At 72.2% G+C, this 14,760-nt stretch carries 19 protein-coding genes and 1 tRNA gene; 6 read left to right on the forward strand and 14 right to left on the reverse strand.

Going from position 1 to position 14,760, the window contains the following annotated elements; genetic code table 11:
* Positions 1–315: 315 nt before the first annotated feature.
* A complete protein-coding gene (locus FHG89_RS26170) occupies positions 316–570 on the forward strand; it encodes a type II toxin-antitoxin system Phd/YefM family antitoxin (RefSeq protein WP_139587070.1) in 255 nt (84 codons plus the stop codon).
* Positions 567–941, forward strand: coding sequence for a type II toxin-antitoxin system VapC family toxin (locus FHG89_RS26175; RefSeq protein ID WP_139587071.1), 375 nt, complete (start codon positions 567–569; stop codon positions 939–941). Before FHG89_RS26170 ends, FHG89_RS26175 begins: the two co-directional genes overlap by 4 nt.
* A 216-nt stretch (positions 942–1,157) precedes the next feature.
* On the opposite strand, the gene FHG89_RS26180 is transcribed toward FHG89_RS26175, so the two are convergent.
* Positions 1,158–1,229, reverse strand: a tRNA-Lys gene (locus FHG89_RS26180).
* Between the two features lie 207 nt (positions 1,230–1,436).
* Between FHG89_RS26180 and FHG89_RS26185 the strand changes: the two genes are divergently transcribed.
* Positions 1,437–1,739 (forward strand): hypothetical protein, encoded by a 303-nt coding sequence (locus FHG89_RS26185; RefSeq protein WP_139587072.1) that lies wholly within the window; start codon positions 1,437–1,439, stop codon positions 1,737–1,739.
* 82 nt (positions 1,740–1,821) lie between these two features.
* Positions 1,822–2,904 (forward strand): NAD-dependent epimerase/dehydratase family protein, encoded by a 1,083-nt coding sequence (locus tag FHG89_RS26190; RefSeq protein ID WP_139587073.1) that lies wholly within the window; start codon positions 1,822–1,824, stop codon positions 2,902–2,904.
* On the opposite strand, the gene FHG89_RS26195 is transcribed toward FHG89_RS26190, so the two are convergent.
* The 8 genes from FHG89_RS26195 to FHG89_RS26230 form a co-directional block, all read right to left on the reverse strand.
* On the reverse strand, positions 2,898–4,094 hold the full coding sequence (locus FHG89_RS26195; RefSeq protein WP_139587124.1) for a hypothetical protein: 1,197 nt from the start codon (positions 4,092–4,094) through the stop codon (positions 2,898–2,900). The two genes, FHG89_RS26190 and FHG89_RS26195, sit on opposite strands and share 7 nt — an antisense overlap.
* Before the next feature lie 125 nt (positions 4,095–4,219).
* Positions 4,220–4,957 (reverse strand): ZIP family metal transporter, encoded by a 738-nt coding sequence (locus tag FHG89_RS26200; protein WP_139587074.1) that lies wholly within the window; start codon positions 4,955–4,957, stop codon positions 4,220–4,222.
* A gap of 54 nt (positions 4,958–5,011) precedes the next feature.
* The gene (locus FHG89_RS26205; RefSeq protein WP_139587075.1) at positions 5,012–6,202 is read right to left on the reverse strand and encodes a GNAT family N-acetyltransferase; all 1,191 of its coding nucleotides are present in this window, start codon (positions 6,200–6,202) and stop codon (positions 5,012–5,014) included.
* Between the two features lie 53 nt (positions 6,203–6,255).
* A complete protein-coding gene (locus FHG89_RS26210) occupies positions 6,256–6,948 on the reverse strand; it encodes an ABC transporter permease (RefSeq protein ID WP_139587076.1) in 693 nt (230 codons plus the stop codon).
* On the reverse strand, positions 6,945–7,790 hold the full coding sequence (locus tag FHG89_RS26215; RefSeq protein ID WP_139587077.1) for an ATP-binding cassette domain-containing protein: 846 nt from the start codon (positions 7,788–7,790) through the stop codon (positions 6,945–6,947). Before FHG89_RS26215 ends, FHG89_RS26210 begins: the two co-directional genes overlap by 4 nt.
* On the reverse strand, positions 7,787–8,125 hold the full coding sequence (locus FHG89_RS26220; protein WP_139587078.1) for a PadR family transcriptional regulator: 339 nt from the start codon (positions 8,123–8,125) through the stop codon (positions 7,787–7,789). The genes FHG89_RS26215 and FHG89_RS26220 overlap by 4 nt, the downstream gene beginning before the upstream one ends.
* Positions 8,126–8,228: 103 nt before the next feature.
* Positions 8,229–8,948, reverse strand: a complete 720-nt coding sequence (locus tag FHG89_RS26225; RefSeq protein WP_139587079.1) for a PP2C family protein-serine/threonine phosphatase — start codon at positions 8,946–8,948, stop codon at positions 8,229–8,231.
* Positions 8,949–9,028: 80 nt separating this feature from the next.
* Positions 9,029–9,592 (reverse strand): helix-turn-helix domain-containing protein, encoded by a 564-nt coding sequence (locus FHG89_RS26230; protein ID WP_244295871.1) that lies wholly within the window; start codon positions 9,590–9,592, stop codon positions 9,029–9,031.
* 54 nt (positions 9,593–9,646) lie between these two features.
* On the opposite strand from FHG89_RS26230, the gene FHG89_RS26235 reads away from it, so the two are divergent.
* Positions 9,647–10,885 carry a benzoate/H(+) symporter BenE family transporter gene (locus FHG89_RS26235; protein ID WP_139587080.1) on the forward strand — a complete coding sequence of 413 codons (1,239 nt, stop codon included), beginning with the start codon at positions 9,647–9,649 and terminating at the stop codon, positions 10,883–10,885.
* A 10-nt stretch (positions 10,886–10,895) separates the two neighbouring features.
* Here FHG89_RS26235 and FHG89_RS26240 read toward each other — a convergent pair whose 3' ends face one another.
* The 4 genes from FHG89_RS26240 to FHG89_RS26255 all read right to left on the reverse strand — a co-directional run bounded on the left by FHG89_RS26240 (position 10,896) and on the right by FHG89_RS26255 (position 13,034).
* Complete coding sequence (locus tag FHG89_RS26240) at positions 10,896–11,267, reverse strand: hypothetical protein (protein ID WP_139587081.1); 372 nt, start codon at positions 11,265–11,267, stop codon at positions 10,896–10,898.
* A gap of 228 nt (positions 11,268–11,495) precedes the next feature.
* Positions 11,496–11,747 (reverse strand): hypothetical protein, encoded by a 252-nt coding sequence (locus FHG89_RS26245; RefSeq protein WP_139587082.1) that lies wholly within the window; start codon positions 11,745–11,747, stop codon positions 11,496–11,498.
* Positions 11,748–11,828: 81 nt separating this feature from the next.
* On the reverse strand, positions 11,829–12,302 hold the full coding sequence (gene mscL / locus FHG89_RS26250; RefSeq protein WP_139587083.1) for a large conductance mechanosensitive channel protein MscL: 474 nt from the start codon (positions 12,300–12,302) through the stop codon (positions 11,829–11,831).
* Between the two features lie 39 nt (positions 12,303–12,341).
* On the reverse strand, positions 12,342–13,034 hold the full coding sequence (locus FHG89_RS26255; RefSeq protein ID WP_139587084.1) for a FadR/GntR family transcriptional regulator: 693 nt from the start codon (positions 13,032–13,034) through the stop codon (positions 12,342–12,344).
* A gap of 50 nt (positions 13,035–13,084) precedes the next feature.
* On the opposite strand from FHG89_RS26255, the gene FHG89_RS26260 reads away from it, so the two are divergent.
* Positions 13,085–14,362, forward strand: a complete 1,278-nt coding sequence (locus tag FHG89_RS26260; RefSeq protein ID WP_244295873.1) for an MFS transporter — start codon at positions 13,085–13,087, stop codon at positions 14,360–14,362.
* Between the two features lie 13 nt (positions 14,363–14,375).
* On the opposite strand, the gene FHG89_RS26265 is transcribed toward FHG89_RS26260, so the two are convergent.
* Entirely contained in the window at positions 14,376–14,732 is a 357-nt protein-coding gene (locus FHG89_RS26265; RefSeq protein WP_139587085.1) for an STAS domain-containing protein, read from the reverse strand.
* Positions 14,733–14,760: the final 28 nt, after the last annotated feature.

The following is a 14,760-nucleotide window of genomic DNA, read 5'->3' on the forward strand; positions in this document are numbered from 1 at the left end:
CGATCACGGGCCACCCGCACAACGTCATCGCGGAACTCACGGGGGTAGGGCTTGGGCACAGCAACATCCTTCCAGCCCGCCACCAGGGCAAGCCAACTCAGATGTCACCTATCGGTGCAGCAGACCCCTGAATGGTGGGCCGGAGGTACCACCATGCGAACCCCACCGCCACGATCAGCGGTGATCCGCTGACCCTGACTGTGCTCAGATCACGGACTCGGACGGCGTCTAGTGACCCAACCAAGCAGCCGAACCGCTAGCGCATGGGGCCAAGCAGGCTAAACTAGGCCCTTAGCTAACCGAGGAGGTTGCGCCATGTCGGCTGAGGCCGTGCACTACAACATGCATGATGCCAAGACCCATTTGTCGCGCATCATCGAACGGGTGGAACACGGCGAGGAGATCATCATCGACCGGGCCGGTACGCCGGTGGCGAAGGTCGTGCCGCTGGTTCGGCGGGCCAACCGCACCGCAGTCGGCTCCCTCGCCGGGCAACTGGATCTCTCCGGCGACTGGGACTCACCACAGACCAACGCCGAGATCGCCGCCGACTTCGGCATCGGCGCATGACCCTGCTGCTCGACACCCACGTCGCGCTCTGGGCCATCACCGGCGACGCGACCCTCGGCACCGAGTTCCTCGACCGACTACGCCACGAGCCGGACATCTTCCTCTCCCCGGTCACTCTATGGGAGATCACCATCAAACAGAGCACGGGGAAGCTCGCCGGACCCCCCGACCTCGCAGAGCGGGTAAGAGACATGGGCTTCCGCGAACTCCCGGTGACCCACGCGCACGCCATCGCCGCCGGCCGCCTGCCACCGCATCACCGCGATCCTTTCGACCGCATGCTGGTGGCCCAAGCGATCACTGAAAGTCTGACCCTGGCCTCCCGCGACGCGTCTATAGCGCTGTACGACGTGGACGTTCTCAAGGTGTAACCGAACCGGCTCCATCAACGCCTGATGCCGACCAGAGGCCCCCAGCCCCAACCTCGCAAACAAAGCGCGGAACCTCGCCGGGTCCGTATCCACCAAGCGGCGGCGTACCGCAGCATGCGGCCATCCCTGTGGTTCGCGCACCGCTACCTACTGGACGCGCCCTCCGGTCATGCGAACCGCAGAAACGCAGGTCATCAGCGAGATCACGTCATGGAGTGGGCCGCCAGGGACTCGAACCCTGAACCTATGGATTAAAAGTCCACAGCTCTGCCATTGAGCTAGCGGCCCGCGCGCTCAGGTTACCTGACAGTCAGCGTCGCCGACTCTCGGCTTCCGGCCGGCCGTCGATGCCCGGCGGCGCCGGCCCGGACCACTCCTGATCATCACCAGAGCGGCGATGGGGCGGTGGATACCGCCAGGTCGGCGATGTGGAGTGGATCAAGCGATCACCCAGCCACGGTGCATGGTCGAGGGAGGCTGGGGAACCGGTTGGGCATGAGAGTGAGCGGCAACCCGGCCGTGGCGGCGTCCGGGGAGGAGATCGGGCCGGACGGCGTACGACAGCCGGGTGGCGAGGTGCACGCCTGGCTGCCCGGCCAGAACCAGACCGTCTGCGGGCTGGCGCTCAGCCGGACCAGGTTGCGTCGCTTCCCGCATGTGCGCTTCGACTATTCGGGCACCGATGTGCTCACCGAGGCGGACGCGGTGGGCTGGATCTGCCCACGCTGCCTGGCGGCCACCGCGGGCCGGCGCGGCAAGGAGAAGCACGGCTGGGTCCGGAACTCGCCGCGCCCCTGATCGGGAAGGCAGCACGCCGGGTCGATCAAGCGAGGCCAGAGCCGGGCGGTTGAGGCCGTGCTGGGCGGGTACGGGGTCGGGCATGCGGATCGTGGTGGTGGGGGCGAGCGGCAACGTCGGTACGGCGGTGCTGCGGCGGCTGCGCCGAAAGCGGGGTGTGGAGCTGGCCGGGGTGGCCCGACGGTTGCCCGGCCCGGACGCCGGTACGCCGTACGACCAGGTGGAGTGGCACTCCTGCGACATCGGCGCGCCGACTGCCCCACCGCAGCTCGCCGAGATCTTCGCCGGTGCGGACGCGGTGGTGCACCTGGCCTGGCAGATCCAGCCCAGCCATGATCAGCGGGTGCTGCGCCGGACCAACGTCGACGGCAGCCGGGCGGTGTTCGAGGCGGTGGCCCGGGCCGGGGTGCCGGCGCTTGTGTACGCGTCGTCGGTCGGCGCGTACGCGCCCGGCCCGAAGGATCACCCGATCAGTGAGCGGTGGCCGGCGACCGGGGTGCCGGGGTCGTCGTACAGCGAGCACAAGGCGGAGGTCGAGGCGCTGCTGGACGGGCTGGAGCGGGAGCGTCCCGAGCTGCGGGTGGTGCGGCTGCGGCCTGGGCTGATCTTCCAGCGGGACGCCGGGGTGGAGATCACCCGCTACTTCCTGGGCCCGTTCGCGCCGGTGCGGCTGCTGCGCTTCGGTCGGATCCCGCTCGTGCCGACGAACCGCCGGCTGCGGATGCAGGCGGTGCACGCCGATGACGTGGCTGACGCGTACGCCAGGGCGGTTCTGGGTGATGCGCGCGGCGCCTTCAATGTCGCCGCGGACCCGGTGCTGACTCCGGAGCTGGTGGCCCGGCACTTCCACGGCTGGACGGTGCCTGTCGCGGCGCCGGTGCTGCGGGTGGCGGCGGCGCTGACCTGGCGGGCGCGGCTGCAACCGGTCGACGCGGGCTGGGTGAAGCTGGGCCTGAACGCGCCGCTGATGTCCAGTGAGCGGGCGGAGACCGAGCTGGGCTGGTCACCGAAGATCGACGCGCTCACCGCCCTCAAGGAACTGTTCCTCGGGATGGCCGGCGGTGACCACACGGGCAGTCCGCCCATGTCCGCCGCGCCGAACCAACCCGGCCGCCCCAGCGGTCTCCTCGCCGGCCGGCCCCCGGGCCAGGGCAACCCCTACTGAAGCTTGGAGCCGGTCACCGTGGGGTTCCGCGCGCCCAGGAAGAAGATGCCGGGGTAGCCACGGGTCTCGAACTTGCCGCTCGGATTGCGGCGTAGCGTCGAGTTCTCGATCTTCATGGTGCCGGTGCGGTTGTTGCTCACGAAGAAGATCGCGCCGCCGCCCTCGTTGGCCTTGTTGTTCTCGATGACGGTGCCGGCGATCCGTACGGTGAACTCGTTGCCGTCGCAGTAGATCGCGCCGCCGCTGCCGCCACCGGGCGTACCCGACTTGGCCGGGTTGGCGCCGCTACCGATCGCCTCGTTGTTCCTCAGCAGGCTGTTCAGCACCACCCACGACACGCCGATGCTGCTCAGCGCCCCTCCGTTCGAGCAGGAGCCGCCGTCGAAGGTGCTGCTCACCACGTACACCGGCTTGTTCTCGTACTGGCTCAGCACCCGGACGGCAGCGCCACCCAGGTCAGGGCCGGTGCGGTCGCAGCGGTTGCCGACGAAGCGCGAGTTGACGACCTTGAGCCGCCCGCCGCGGACGAAGATCGCGCCACCGCCGCCACCCTCGGCCTTGTCGCCTGTGGAGTTGCCGTCGGCGAAGGTCAGGTTCTGCACGGTGAGCTGCGGGTGGTCCTGGTTCTGGCAGTGCGAGGTGGTGAAGCCCTGGGCCTCGTCGCAGGTGTTCATGTAGAGGATGCGTCGCTGGCCCTGGCCGCTCAGCGTGACCCTGCCGCCGCCGTCGAGCACGACCTTCGGCCCGTTGGCGTTGCGGACCTTCGCGGTGGCCGCCATCTTGATCGTCACCGGGGCCGGTCCACAGTTGAACGTGATGACGCCCCCGGCGGCGACGGCCTTCACCACCGCCGCCGAGGTGCAGCTCGCCGGGGTGCCGGTGCCGATGGTGCGGGTCGGCTTCGACGTGTCCACCGCGCGCGCCTCGGTCGGCACGGTGGCGTGGCCGTTCGGGTTGCCGGCCGCGAGCGCCTTGGCGGCCGGGACGGTCGGCTTCGGGCTCGCGCTGGCCCCGGGGCCACCGAGACCGTCCCGGCCCGCCGGCGCGACACCCTGGTCGCCCATCGAGAGGGCGTCCGGCGTGGCCTCCGGGGTGGTCGACGCGCCGGCCGGAGCCGGATCGGTGGACCCGCAGGCGGGCAGGGTCGCGGTGGCGACACCGAGGACGAGCAGAGCGGCAAGCGACGTCATGCGCACCCGGGTGATGCTAGGAGCCCCGACGGCGTCACGACGAATCCACCGCGCCGGCTTAATGCGCCGCTAAGCAACGCCGCTCGACGGGACCGCCGGCAGCCGACTCACGCAGCCCTTCGCGCTCACGCGTGGGAGAGCGCGAAGGCCGTCAGGAAGCCGGCGACCGTGATGAGACCGACCAGCAGGTGGGCGTTCTCGAACGCCTCCGGGACCATCGTGTCGGTGATCATCGCGAGGATCGCCCCGGCCGCCAACGCCGTGATGGCGGCCAGCACCTCCGGTGGTGTACCGCCCAGCAGGGTGTTGCCCACCAGCGCGGCGACCCCGCTGACCAGCGCGATCCCGGTCCACAGCAGGAACACGTACCGGCGGGACCGGCCGGCCTGGCGCATGCCGGCCGCGCTGGACAGCCCCTCCGGAACGTTGCTGAGGAACACCGCCACCACCGTGACCAGGCTGACCGCGCCACCAGTGAGCAGGCTGGCGCCGATCACCACGGATTCCGGTACGCCGTCCAGCAGCGCGCCCACGGCGATCGCCGAACCGGAGCCGGGCTTGTCGCCCTCGGAGGGCTGCTGGTCGCCGGACCGCTTGCGGTGCCGTGCGCCATGTCGGGCGAGAGTCACGTTGGCCAGCGTGTAGACAACCGCACCACCGGTAGCGCCGAGAACGGTGGGCAGCATTCCGCCCTGCTCGTGCGCCTCGGCGATCAACTCGAACGACACGGCGGAGAGCAGCACTCCCGCCCCGAAAGCCATGATTGACGCGATGAGGCGCTGTGGCACCCGGGCGAACCAACCGACCGCCGCCCCGATCAGCAGCGCCGACCCGGCCAGCAGTCCCCATCCACCCGCCTGCAACCACTCCGGCGTTTCCGGGACCGTACCCGGTGGGACCCCTGTGGCAAACCGCGCTCAGAAGTCGGCGAAGAGGTACGGCACCGCGCGCGGGAAGATGCCGCGCAGCTCGGCGGCGGCGTCGGCCGGGACGTCGCCGAGCCCTCGCCACGGCAGCTCGGCCGGGTCCAGCACCCCGTACGCCAGGGCGGAGAGCCCGGCCGCGGTGAGCGTGGCGGTCGGCGCCCGGCCGCCGTCGCCGTCGACCACCTCCAGGGCGCCTGTCGTGCCGTCCAGCAGGTGCGTGCCGGCCAGCCACCGGTCCCCGGTCAGCTCGACGCGTACCCGGCCCGAACCCGCGGGCAGCCCGCGCAGCGCGTCAAGCGACAGCAGTCGGGCCATCGGCGCGGACGACCCCGGCCGGCCCACCCGCGCCTCGACGTGCACGTCGAGGTCGGTGAGCCACAGCTCCGGCAGCTCGTCCGGCGGCACCTGGACGGTGACCCGCTCGACCTGGTCGACGTGCCGGGCGAAGAACTGCAACAGCAGCGCCCGCGCGAGCGGATCGGTGGCGAGCAGCTCGTTGCCGTGCAACGTGCCGCCGTGCTCGTCGATCCGGTACGTGACCGCGCCCGTCACCACACCGTCCACCCGGGCGGTGAGCAGCCAGTGCTCGTCCCGGTCGCGCAGGCCGGCGTCCCGGTAGTCCGGGAAGACCGCGAAGCCGTGCCGCTGCGCTAGGCAGCGTTCGGTGAACGCGCGCCACACCGGGTAGCCGGTGGCGATCCGCTCCCAGCCCATCTCGCCGGGCAGCTCGGCGCGCAGCAGCGACCCCAGGTCGGCGGGGGTGAAGGTGACCGTGCGCGGCTTGGGCAGCCCCACGTAGCCGAACCGGGCGTAGAAGCTGGGCCGGAACGGGTAGAGCGCGCTGAGCGCGTGCCCCTCGTCGCGCATCTCGTCGAGGAGCCGGTGCAGCAGCGTCCGTACGTGCCCCTGCCGGCGGGCCAGTGGATGGGTGGCCACCCCGGCGACGCCGGCCATCGGCAGGACCGTCCCGCGCAGGTTCTGCCGCATCGGAATCGCCGAGACGGCGGCCAGCGTCTCGCCGTTCTCCTCGACGGCCAGCGTCGTGTTGCCCTGGTGGTAGGGCAGGTAGTCGCGGAACTGCTCGACCCGCGTCGCGGCGAGCGGCGACGACTCGAACGCGTACGCGGCCAGCGGGAAACTGGTGGTGAGGCGGTCGTCGGCGGTCACCCGTCGGATGGTCATCCGCCCATCTCAACCCGCCGCGAGGGCCCCGGCAACCGGATTGGCCGGATCCGTCAGCCGACGGGCAGGTGACGCAGGTGCCGGCGACGGCGCAGCCGCACACCGGCGACGGTGGCCACGGCGAGGACCAGCAGGGCGGTGACGACGAGCCCGTGCAGCACGCCCCGGCTGAGGTAACCCGCGTCGGTGTGGTCCACCGTCCAGGTGGCGATCTCCCGGCTCGACCAGAACGGCGTCAGCTTCGCCCCCGACCCGGCCGGGTCGATGAGCATCTGCACGGTCACCACGGTGAGCAGCAGCAGCGTGCCTTCCAGCTCGCGGGGCAGCAGCGTGCCGATCAGCATCCCGAACGGCGCCGCCACGGCGACGGAGCAGAGCATCGCCGCGACCAGGCCGCCGTACCGAAGATCCGCGCCGTCGAGCATGGGGAGCAGGAAGAACGGTACGGAGATGACCAGCCCCACCGTCCACAGGCCGAGCATCCGACCCAGGTAGAGGTGGTGCGGGCGGTAGCCGGCCAGCCGCAGCCTCGGCTCCAGCTCCCGGGCCGCGCTGGTGGCGAAGAGCGCGGCGGTGCTCACCGCCCAACCCACGCCGAGCAGCAGCGACCGGACCGACTGCCCGAGGTAGGCGTCCCGCCGGATCAGGTAGAAGGTCAACGGCATCAACAACAACAGCAGGAGTACGCCCCGACGCCGCAGCAGCTCCCGTACGGTCATCTCGGCGACGGTGACGAGCCGGTTCACGGGCGGCCTCCTCGAACGCCGGGCGCGACCCACCCGGACGGTTGTGTCGGGGTCAGGTCGAGCACGATGTCCACCCGGTCGAGCTGGTTGAGCAGGTGGGTCACCACGACGATCGCCGTGCCCGCGTCGCGCAGCCGGCCGAGCTGGTCCCAGAAGTTGACGTAGGTGCCCTGGTCGAAGCCCTGGTACGGCTCGTCGAGCAGCAGCACGTCGGGCTCGCTGAGCGTGGACATGGTCAGGTTGAGCTTCTGCCGGGTGCCGCCGGAGAGGTGCCGGGCCTGGGTGTCCCCACCCGCCTCCCAGCCGAGTTGTCGGGCGGCCACCCGGCCGGCGCGGCGGGCCGGACCCCGGGCCACGCCCTGACCGGCGCCGATGAGCACGAAGTGCTCGTCGGCGAGCAGGAAGTCGGCGGTGCCGCCGGACTGCGGGCAGTAGCCGAGCCGCCCGGAGACGGTCACCTCGCCGGCGTCGGGTGACATCAGCCCGGCGCAGATCCGCAGGAAGGTGCTCTTGCCGCAGCCGTTCGCGCCGACGACGGCGGCGATCTGTCCGGCCCGGACGGTAAGCGAGGCGTCGCGCAGCACCGTCCGCCGGCCGTACCGCTTGGTGATGCCGTCGGCGTGCAGCCGGACCGGGCCGGGTCGCGGCGGGGGCGCGGTGCCGATGCTCTCCACGATCGCGCCCGCGTACTGCTGGGGTGGGCCGAAGACGACCCAGGGGTCGCCGCCTCCCTCGCGCAGGTGCGTGGCGGCCTCGGCCACCACGTGTCGGGCGGCGTCCGGCGCGACCCGGCGCTGGTGCAGCTCGGCCGTGAGCGCGCGGAGCCAGTAGTCGGCGTTCACCCGGCGACCCCCTTCGTGACGATGTCGTTCACCGGCCGGACGAAGGTGAGCCAGGCGCTGCCGCCCGCGTGGAGCGCCGCGTGCCCGTCGTCGGTGAGCCGGTAGTACTTGCGGGCCGGTCCGGCGCTGCCCTCGCGCCACTGCGCGGTGACCAGGCCGGTCTTCTGCAGGCGCAGCAGCACGGGATAGAGCGTGCCGCCCTGGATCGGCCCGACACCCGCCGTGTCGAGCGCCTGGGCGAGCTGGTAGCCGTAGGACTCGCGCTCGGCCAGCAGGGCCAGTACGCAGATGTCGAGCACCCCCCGCAACCACTGCCCGCGCCTGTCGGAATCCACAGGGCCGGACACTAGCGGCGCAACCTAGATGGCACAACTACTTAGTGAGGTCGACCGGACCCGTCCGGGTGGTCCGGTGGACCGTCGGGCGGGTCGGGCGAGGTCAGCGAGGCGTGACGTCGGAGACGACGACTGTGACGTTGTCCGGAGCGCCGGCGTGGTGGGCCAACTTCACCAACTGCTCGCCGCACTGCTGGCGGTCGGCGTACATGCCCAGCGCCGTGGCGATGGCGTCGTCCTCGACGTAGTCGGAGAGCCCGTCGCTGCACAGCAGCAGCCGGTCGCCGGGGACGACGGTGAGCACACCGACGGCCGGCGGGGTGTCGGCGCCCTGCACGGCCCGGGTCACCAGGGACCGCTGCGGATGGTGCCGGGCCTGGTCGGGGGAGAGCGTGCCCTGGTCGACGAGCGCCTGCACGAACGTGTCGTCCCGGGTGAGCTGGGTCAGCTCCCCGTCGCGCAGCAGGTAGCAGCGGGAGTCGCCGACCTGGGCCAGCACCAGCGTCTCCCCGGCGAGCAGCGCCGCGGTGAGCGTCGTGCCCATCCCCTCGCGGGTGGGGTCGACGGTGATGGCGGCGTGGATGCGCTGATTGGCGGTGCTGACCACGGCACGCAGGGCGTCCGCTGCCCCGTCGGGGTCGGTCGGCGGGGCCAGCTCGTCCAGGATCCGGATCACGATCTCGCTCGCCACCTCGCCCGCGGGCAGCCCGCCCATGCCGTCGGCGACGGCGATCAGGCGGTCACCGGCGAGGGCGGAGTCCTCGTTGTTGGTGCGTACCAGGCCGATGTCGTTGAGGATGACCGAGCGGAGGATCAGCGTCATGGGGACAAGCTTGCCAAGAACACCCCGCGTTCGTCTCTACGGCTCCTGCGTCGGGTCGAGAAATGATTGCGAATTCGGGCTCAGCGGCGCGGATAACGCAGCAGCAGACTGGCCGCGACCTCCTCGTCACCCACCGCCGCGTAGGTGTGCGGCACGTCGGAGTCCCAGCGCAGGTGACCGCCGGCCGGTGCGGTGAGCGGGGCGTCCGCCGGGCCGGCCCGCAGCACGCCGGCGAAGACGGTGATGTGTTCGGTGACGCCCGGTTGATGGGCGGGGGAGAGTTGCGTGACGCCGGGCGCGACCCGCATCCGGTACAGCTCGTAGGTCGCGTCGGTGTCGGTGAACACCTCCAGCAGGGTGGCGGTGACCGCGCTGCCGTGCACGGTGGGCTCGGCCGTCGGTTCGGCCAGCAGGGCGGTGAACGGTACGCCGAGTTGCGCGGTGACCGCCCAGAGCGTCTCCAGGGTCGGGTTGCGGGTGCCGTTCTCCAGGCCGGAGAGGGTGGCCTTTCCGACACCTGCGAGCCGGGCCAGTGTGGACAGCGAGATCCCCCGCTCCTCGCGCAGGGCGCGGACCCGGCGTCCGACGACTGCGGGATCCACGTCAAGGCCCGGCCGGCGGGCTGGTGGTGGGTGCTGCGGCACCCGGCTATCGTGCTACACGCTGTCGTTCCGTAAACGGAACGCTGGGAGGGTGGGATGGTGGGACGCGCGCAACCGGTGCTGGCCGGTGTGGTGACCGCGCTTGTCGGCTTCGCCAGTTCGTTCACCGTCGTGCTGGCCGGCCTCCGGGCCGCCGGCGCGTCGGACGCGCAGGCGGCCTCGGGCCTGCTCGCCCTCTGCGTGGCGTGCGGGCTCGCCGCCGCCTGGCTGGGCTGGCGGCACCGGATCCCGATGAGCGTGGCCTGGTCGACGCCGGGCGCGGCGCTGCTGGTGGCGACCGGGCCGCCGACCGGCGGTTGGCCGGTGGCGGTGGGCGCGTTCCTCGTCTCCGGTCTGCTGATCGTCGCGGCCGGACTGTTCCCGCCGCTCGGCAGGGTGGTGGCCGCCATCCCGAAGCCGGTGGCCGGCGCGATGCTCGCCGGGGTGCTGCTGCCGCTGTGCACCGCACCGGTCCGCGCGCTCGTCGAGGTGCCCACGGTGGCCGGCCCGGTGCTGGTCGGCTGGCTGCTGCTGCACCGGTTCGCCCGCCGCTGGGCAGTGCCCGGCGCGCTGCTCGTGGCGGTGGTGGCGATCGCGCTGACCTCGCCGTCGACCGGACTGGGCGGTGCCGCGCTGATCCCGTCGGTCACCCTGACCACCCCGGCCTGGAACGCGTCCGCGCTGGTCGGACTCGCCCTGCCGCTGTTCCTGGTCACCATGGCCGCGCAGAACGTGCCCGGCATGGCGGTGCTTGTCGGCTACGGCTACCGGCCGCCGTTCGGGGCGGCGCTGCGGGCCACCGGTCTGGCCAGCCTGCTCGCCGCCCCGGCCGGCGGGCACGCGGTGAACCTCGCGGCGATCACCGCCGCGCTGGCCGCCGGCCCCGACGCCCACCCGGACCCGGAGCGCCGATGGGTCGCCTCGGTCACCGCCGGCGTCGGACTGGCCCTGCTCGGGCTGGGTGCCGGCGTCGCCACCGCGCTTGTCGCCGTCGCCCCGCCGGTCCTCATCGAGGCGGTCGCCGGCCTGGCCCTGCTGGGCGCGCTCGCCACGGCGCTCGCGGCGGCGGTGACCGACCCGGCGACCCGCGAGGCCGCCGTGGTCACCTTCGTGGTGACCGCCTCCGGGGTGACGCTGATCGGCGTGGGCGGCGCGTTCTGGGGACTGGTCGCCGGCTGCCTGATGCTGCTGCTCTTCCCCCGCCATTCCGCCCCCGAGGCTCCTCCGGCTCCGCCCGACACTCCGGAAAGAGCCACACCGGATCAGCGAAGTGGTGCCATCCGGGCGTCGTCCTGAGGCCGGTGGACTACTCCTCGGGAGGCAGGTCGGCCACGCCCACGGCGAGACGCACCCGACCGTCGGCCACCGCTCCGATCTGGTCAGCCGGTACGTAGACCGCGCCGGTGCGCGTCAGCTCGGTGGTGACCTTCAGGTAGCCGGTGTGCAGCAGCCGAGCCGCCAAGTCGGCCGGCACGTCCGGCTCCTCGACAGCCGTCGCCTCGATCAGCTCGTCCAGGCTGCTGCCCGGGTCGGCGGTCGGCGTCTGCACGGTCACCGCGTTCGGGTCGCCCCGCTGGACGAGGTCCACGGTGCCGACCTCGGTGCCGGCGGAGTCGATCACCGGCATCCCGGTGGTGATCCGCGAGATGGTCGCCTGCTGCTCGTCCTGCTGGTCCATCCCTCAGCGGTTCCCGGGGTGGCGCGCCACTAAACGCCGGGGGTGGGTCGCCGGGGCGGCAGCGATGCGCCGCTCACCCGACCTGCTGGTCAGCCGGCGCGCGATGGCTGGAGAGCGGTATGACTCGGTGGCATAAATATGCCGCAGAGTCATAACGGTCGAGGGCGGTACCGCCTCCAGGCGCTGCGCAACGATGGCGAGCGACACGCCGGGATGCCGACGATGCGCTCAGCTGTTCGGGAGAGTCCAGCTGCCCGGCGGGCGGGGAGACAGCTCCCGCCAGGTGTCCGTGCCGTCGAGGAGGGCCCGGACCGTCTCCTCGGCCTCGTCCGCACTGCCGTACTCGTAGAAGCGGGAGATGCCCTCGGCGCCGCCGGCCCGCTGCTCGACGTGCCACCGGTCGGCGTCCACCCGCAGGAAGACGTCCCGCCGGGCCAGCCGCCCCCACTTCCCGTTCCACCAGTGCTTTCGCTGCTCCATGGCGGGACTCTATCGAACACACGTACGAGAACGTGCGGCCCCTGCGGGATTCCCACAGGGGCCGATGTGCATCCGTTCGGGTCAGCGCGGCGCCGGCGGCTCGTTCCGCCGACCCAGTACGTCGTCAAGTGCCCCGCGCTGCTGGCCCGGGGTGGTGTGCCCGGCCGAGACCAGGGCGTCCCGGATCTCGGTGAGCAGCTTGACCTCCTCGCTCGGCGCCGAGGGCGGCGGCTCCTCGCCCCGCTTGCGCCGCTCCGCCAGCCGGTTCATCGGGAAGACGACCAGGAAGTAGAGCGCCGCCGCAGTGAGCAGGAAGGTGATCACCGCGTTGACAAAGGCGATCCAGTCGAACGGGATGCCGCGGAACTCGGGCGCCGTGCCGGCCAGGCCCTTGTCGCTGCCCGTGATGAGCAGCACGAAGACGCGGATCAGCGGTTCGAGGAACGATTTGGTGAGCTGGGTGACCACGCCCGTGAACGCGGCGCCGATGACGACACCGACCGCCAGGTCGACGACGTTCCCGCGCATGATGAAGTCTTTGAAGCCCTTGAGCATCCGTACTCCCGAGGTGTCCGGTTTTCCGTCCGGCACAACCTATGCCTCGGGAGCTGGCTCCAGAAACGCGCCGGCTTCGATCGCCGCCCGGCCGGGCTCGCCGGCCCGGATCGCCTCGACCAGCCGGGCGTGGTCGACGTAACGCTCGGGGGTGAGCGCGTCACCCATCGCCTGGGCGACGGTGCTGCGCAGGGCGGCGCCGACCGAGGCGTACAGCTCGGCGAGCATCGCGTTGTGCGCGGCGGCGACCACCGCCGTGTGCAGTGCCGCGTCGGCCTCGACGAAGGCGTCGACCCGGCCCGCGTGCCAGGCGGCCTCGCGGTCGGCGAGCGCGCCGTCGAGCGCCGCCAGGTCCTGGGGTGTACGACGCAGCGCGGCGAGCCGGGCGGCCTCCACCTCGAAGGCGCGCCGCACCTCGATGACCTCGGTCATCCGGTCGTCGCCGAGCCGGCGGGCCACCACGGGGGCCAGCTCGTCGGTGGACACCACGTACGTGCCGGAGCCCTGCCGGCACTCCAGCACCCCGGCGTGCACCAGGGCGCGGACGGCCTCGCGGACCGTGTTGCGCCCCACGCCCAGCGCGGCGACGAGCTGCGGCTCGGTGGGGATGCGCCCACCGACCGGCCACTCACCGCCGAGGATCCGGGCCCGGAGCTGCTCGATGGTCTGCCGGACGCGGTGGCCGCGAGGCGGCACCGGTGGCGCGGAGGGGGAATCGACCGACGGTGGCACTGGTTACATCACCGGTCCCAAATTCATCCCATGATTGTAGGTTAGAGGTCATGACTCCGCCACCCATCGCCGCTCCGGCCCCTCCCGCTCCCGTCGCCGTCGACACCCGCCCGGCGCGCGACCCGGCGGGGCGTCGGACGCACCCGGCGACCGGTGGGGCGCTCGTGCTGGTCGGGATGCTGCTGGTCGCGCTCAACCTGCGCGCCGTGGTGACGAGCCTCGGCGCCCTGCTCGACGAGGTCCGCGACGGGCTGGGGCTCTCCGGCGCCATGGCTGGTCTGGTCACCACCCTGCCCACCATCGCGTTCGCCGGCCTCGGTGCGCTCACCCCGTGGCTGGTCCGCCGGGTGGCGCCGGCCCGGGTGCTGGTGGTCGCCATGCTCGCCCTCACCGCGGGGCAGGTGCTGCGGGCCACCACCGACTCGGCCTGGATCTTCGTGTTCACCAGCGCGCTGGCGCTGGCCGGCATCGCGGTCGCCAACATCCTGCTGCCGATGCTCGTCAAGCAGCACTTTCCGCACCGCACCGGGCTGGTCACCGGGGCGTACACGATGGCGTTGACCCTGGGGACCACGGTGGCCGCGGCCTCCGCCGTGCCGATCGCACACGCCTTCGGCTCCTGGCGGGCCGGGCTGGGCGTCTGGGCCGCGATGGCTGCGGTGGCCGTACTCCCGTGGGTGCCGCTGGCGCTGCGCGCCCGGGCGCGCGCACGGCGCGCGACCCCGACGGCGGCCGGCACCGCGCCCACCCGGGTCCGGCCGGCGCGGACCCGCCTGGGCTGGGCCATGGCCCTCTACTTCGGGGCGCAGTCACTCAGCGGGTACGCGATCATGGGTTGGCTGGCCCAGCTGTTCCGCGACGCCGGTTACCAGCCGGAGGCCGCCGGGCTGCTGCTCGCCGGGGTGACCGCGCTCGGCGTGCCGATCGCGCTGCTGATGCCCACCGTGGCCGGCCGGATGACCAGCCTGCGGCCGCTGGTGCTCGGGCTGACCACCGCGTCGACGCTGGCCTACCTGGGGCTGGCGCTCGCCCCGCGCGGAGCGGCGCTGCTCTGGGTGGCCCTGCTGGCGATCGGCCAGGGCGCGTTCCCGATGATCCTGACCGCCATCGGCCTGCGCGCGCGTACCGCCGAGGGGACCGTCGCGCTCTCCGCGTTCGCGCAGAGCACCGGGTACGTGATCGCGGCCCTCGGCCCGCTGATGGTCGGCATCCTCTACGAGATCACCGGCGGCTGGACCGCGCCCATCGGATTCCTGCTGGCCGCGCTCGCCGTGCAGACGGCGGCGGGCATGGCGATCGCCCGTCCCCGCTACGTCGAGGACGAGTGATCAACGACAGCGGTCAGGAGGACGCCGGCGACGGTTCGCCGGCGACGGCCTCATCCACAGTCGGGTAGGTGTGCAGCACCTCGACCAGCCCGCTGACCTCGAGGATGCGCAGCACACCGCGCTGCGGGGCGGCCAGCCGCACCACACCGCCGGCCTCGTCGCAGCTGTTCTTGGAGCGGACGAAGACCGACAGACCGGTCGAGTCACAGAACGACACGTCCGCCAGGTCGAACACCAGCCGGTTACGGCCCTTGTCGAGCAGGTCGGTGATCTGGTCCTGCAACTGCGGTGCGGTCGCCATGTCCAGCTCGCCCGCGACCGACACGACGACCACGTCGCCGCGCTGTTCCGTGTGCACCGTCAGGGACATTTGGCAGACCTCCTGTTATCGGGGGAAC

It is taken from the genome of Micromonospora orduensis (assembly GCF_006228125.1).
In the GTDB taxonomy this organism is placed as follows: Bacteria; Actinomycetota; Actinomycetes; order Mycobacteriales; family Micromonosporaceae; genus Micromonospora; species Micromonospora orduensis.

Bases quoted from the DNA above. Each gene is read 5' to 3' on its own strand.
- FHG89_RS26170 (WP_139587070.1), top strand. From the start codon at position 316: ATGTCGGCTGAGGCCGTGCACTACAACATGCATGATGCCAAGACCCAT.
- FHG89_RS26175 (WP_139587071.1), top strand. From the start codon at position 567: ATGACCCTGCTGCTCGACACCCACGTCGCGCTCTGGGCCATCACCGGC.
- FHG89_RS26185 (WP_139587072.1), top strand. From the start codon at position 1,437: ATGAGAGTGAGCGGCAACCCGGCCGTGGCGGCGTCCGGGGAGGAGATC.
- FHG89_RS26190 (WP_139587073.1), top strand. From the start codon at position 1,822: ATGCGGATCGTGGTGGTGGGGGCGAGCGGCAACGTCGGTACGGCGGTG.
- FHG89_RS26195 (WP_139587124.1), bottom strand. From the start codon at position 4,094: ATGACGTCGCTTGCCGCTCTGCTCGTCCTCGGTGTCGCCACCGCGACC.
- FHG89_RS26205 (WP_139587075.1), bottom strand. From the start codon at position 6,202: ATGACCATCCGACGGGTGACCGCCGACGACCGCCTCACCACCAGTTTC.
- FHG89_RS26225 (WP_139587079.1), bottom strand. From the start codon at position 8,948: ATGACGCTGATCCTCCGCTCGGTCATCCTCAACGACATCGGCCTGGTA.
- FHG89_RS26235 (WP_139587080.1), top strand. From the start codon at position 9,647: ATGGTGGGACGCGCGCAACCGGTGCTGGCCGGTGTGGTGACCGCGCTT.
- FHG89_RS26240 (WP_139587081.1), bottom strand. From the start codon at position 11,267: ATGGACCAGCAGGACGAGCAGCAGGCGACCATCTCGCGGATCACCACC.
- FHG89_RS26245 (WP_139587082.1), bottom strand. From the start codon at position 11,747: ATGGAGCAGCGAAAGCACTGGTGGAACGGGAAGTGGGGGCGGCTGGCC.
- mscL (WP_139587083.1), bottom strand. From the start codon at position 12,302: ATGCTCAAGGGCTTCAAAGACTTCATCATGCGCGGGAACGTCGTCGAC.
- FHG89_RS26260 (WP_244295873.1), top strand. From the start codon at position 13,085: ATGACTCCGCCACCCATCGCCGCTCCGGCCCCTCCCGCTCCCGTCGCC.
- FHG89_RS26265 (WP_139587085.1), bottom strand. From the start codon at position 14,732: ATGTCCCTGACGGTGCACACGGAACAGCGCGGCGACGTGGTCGTCGTG.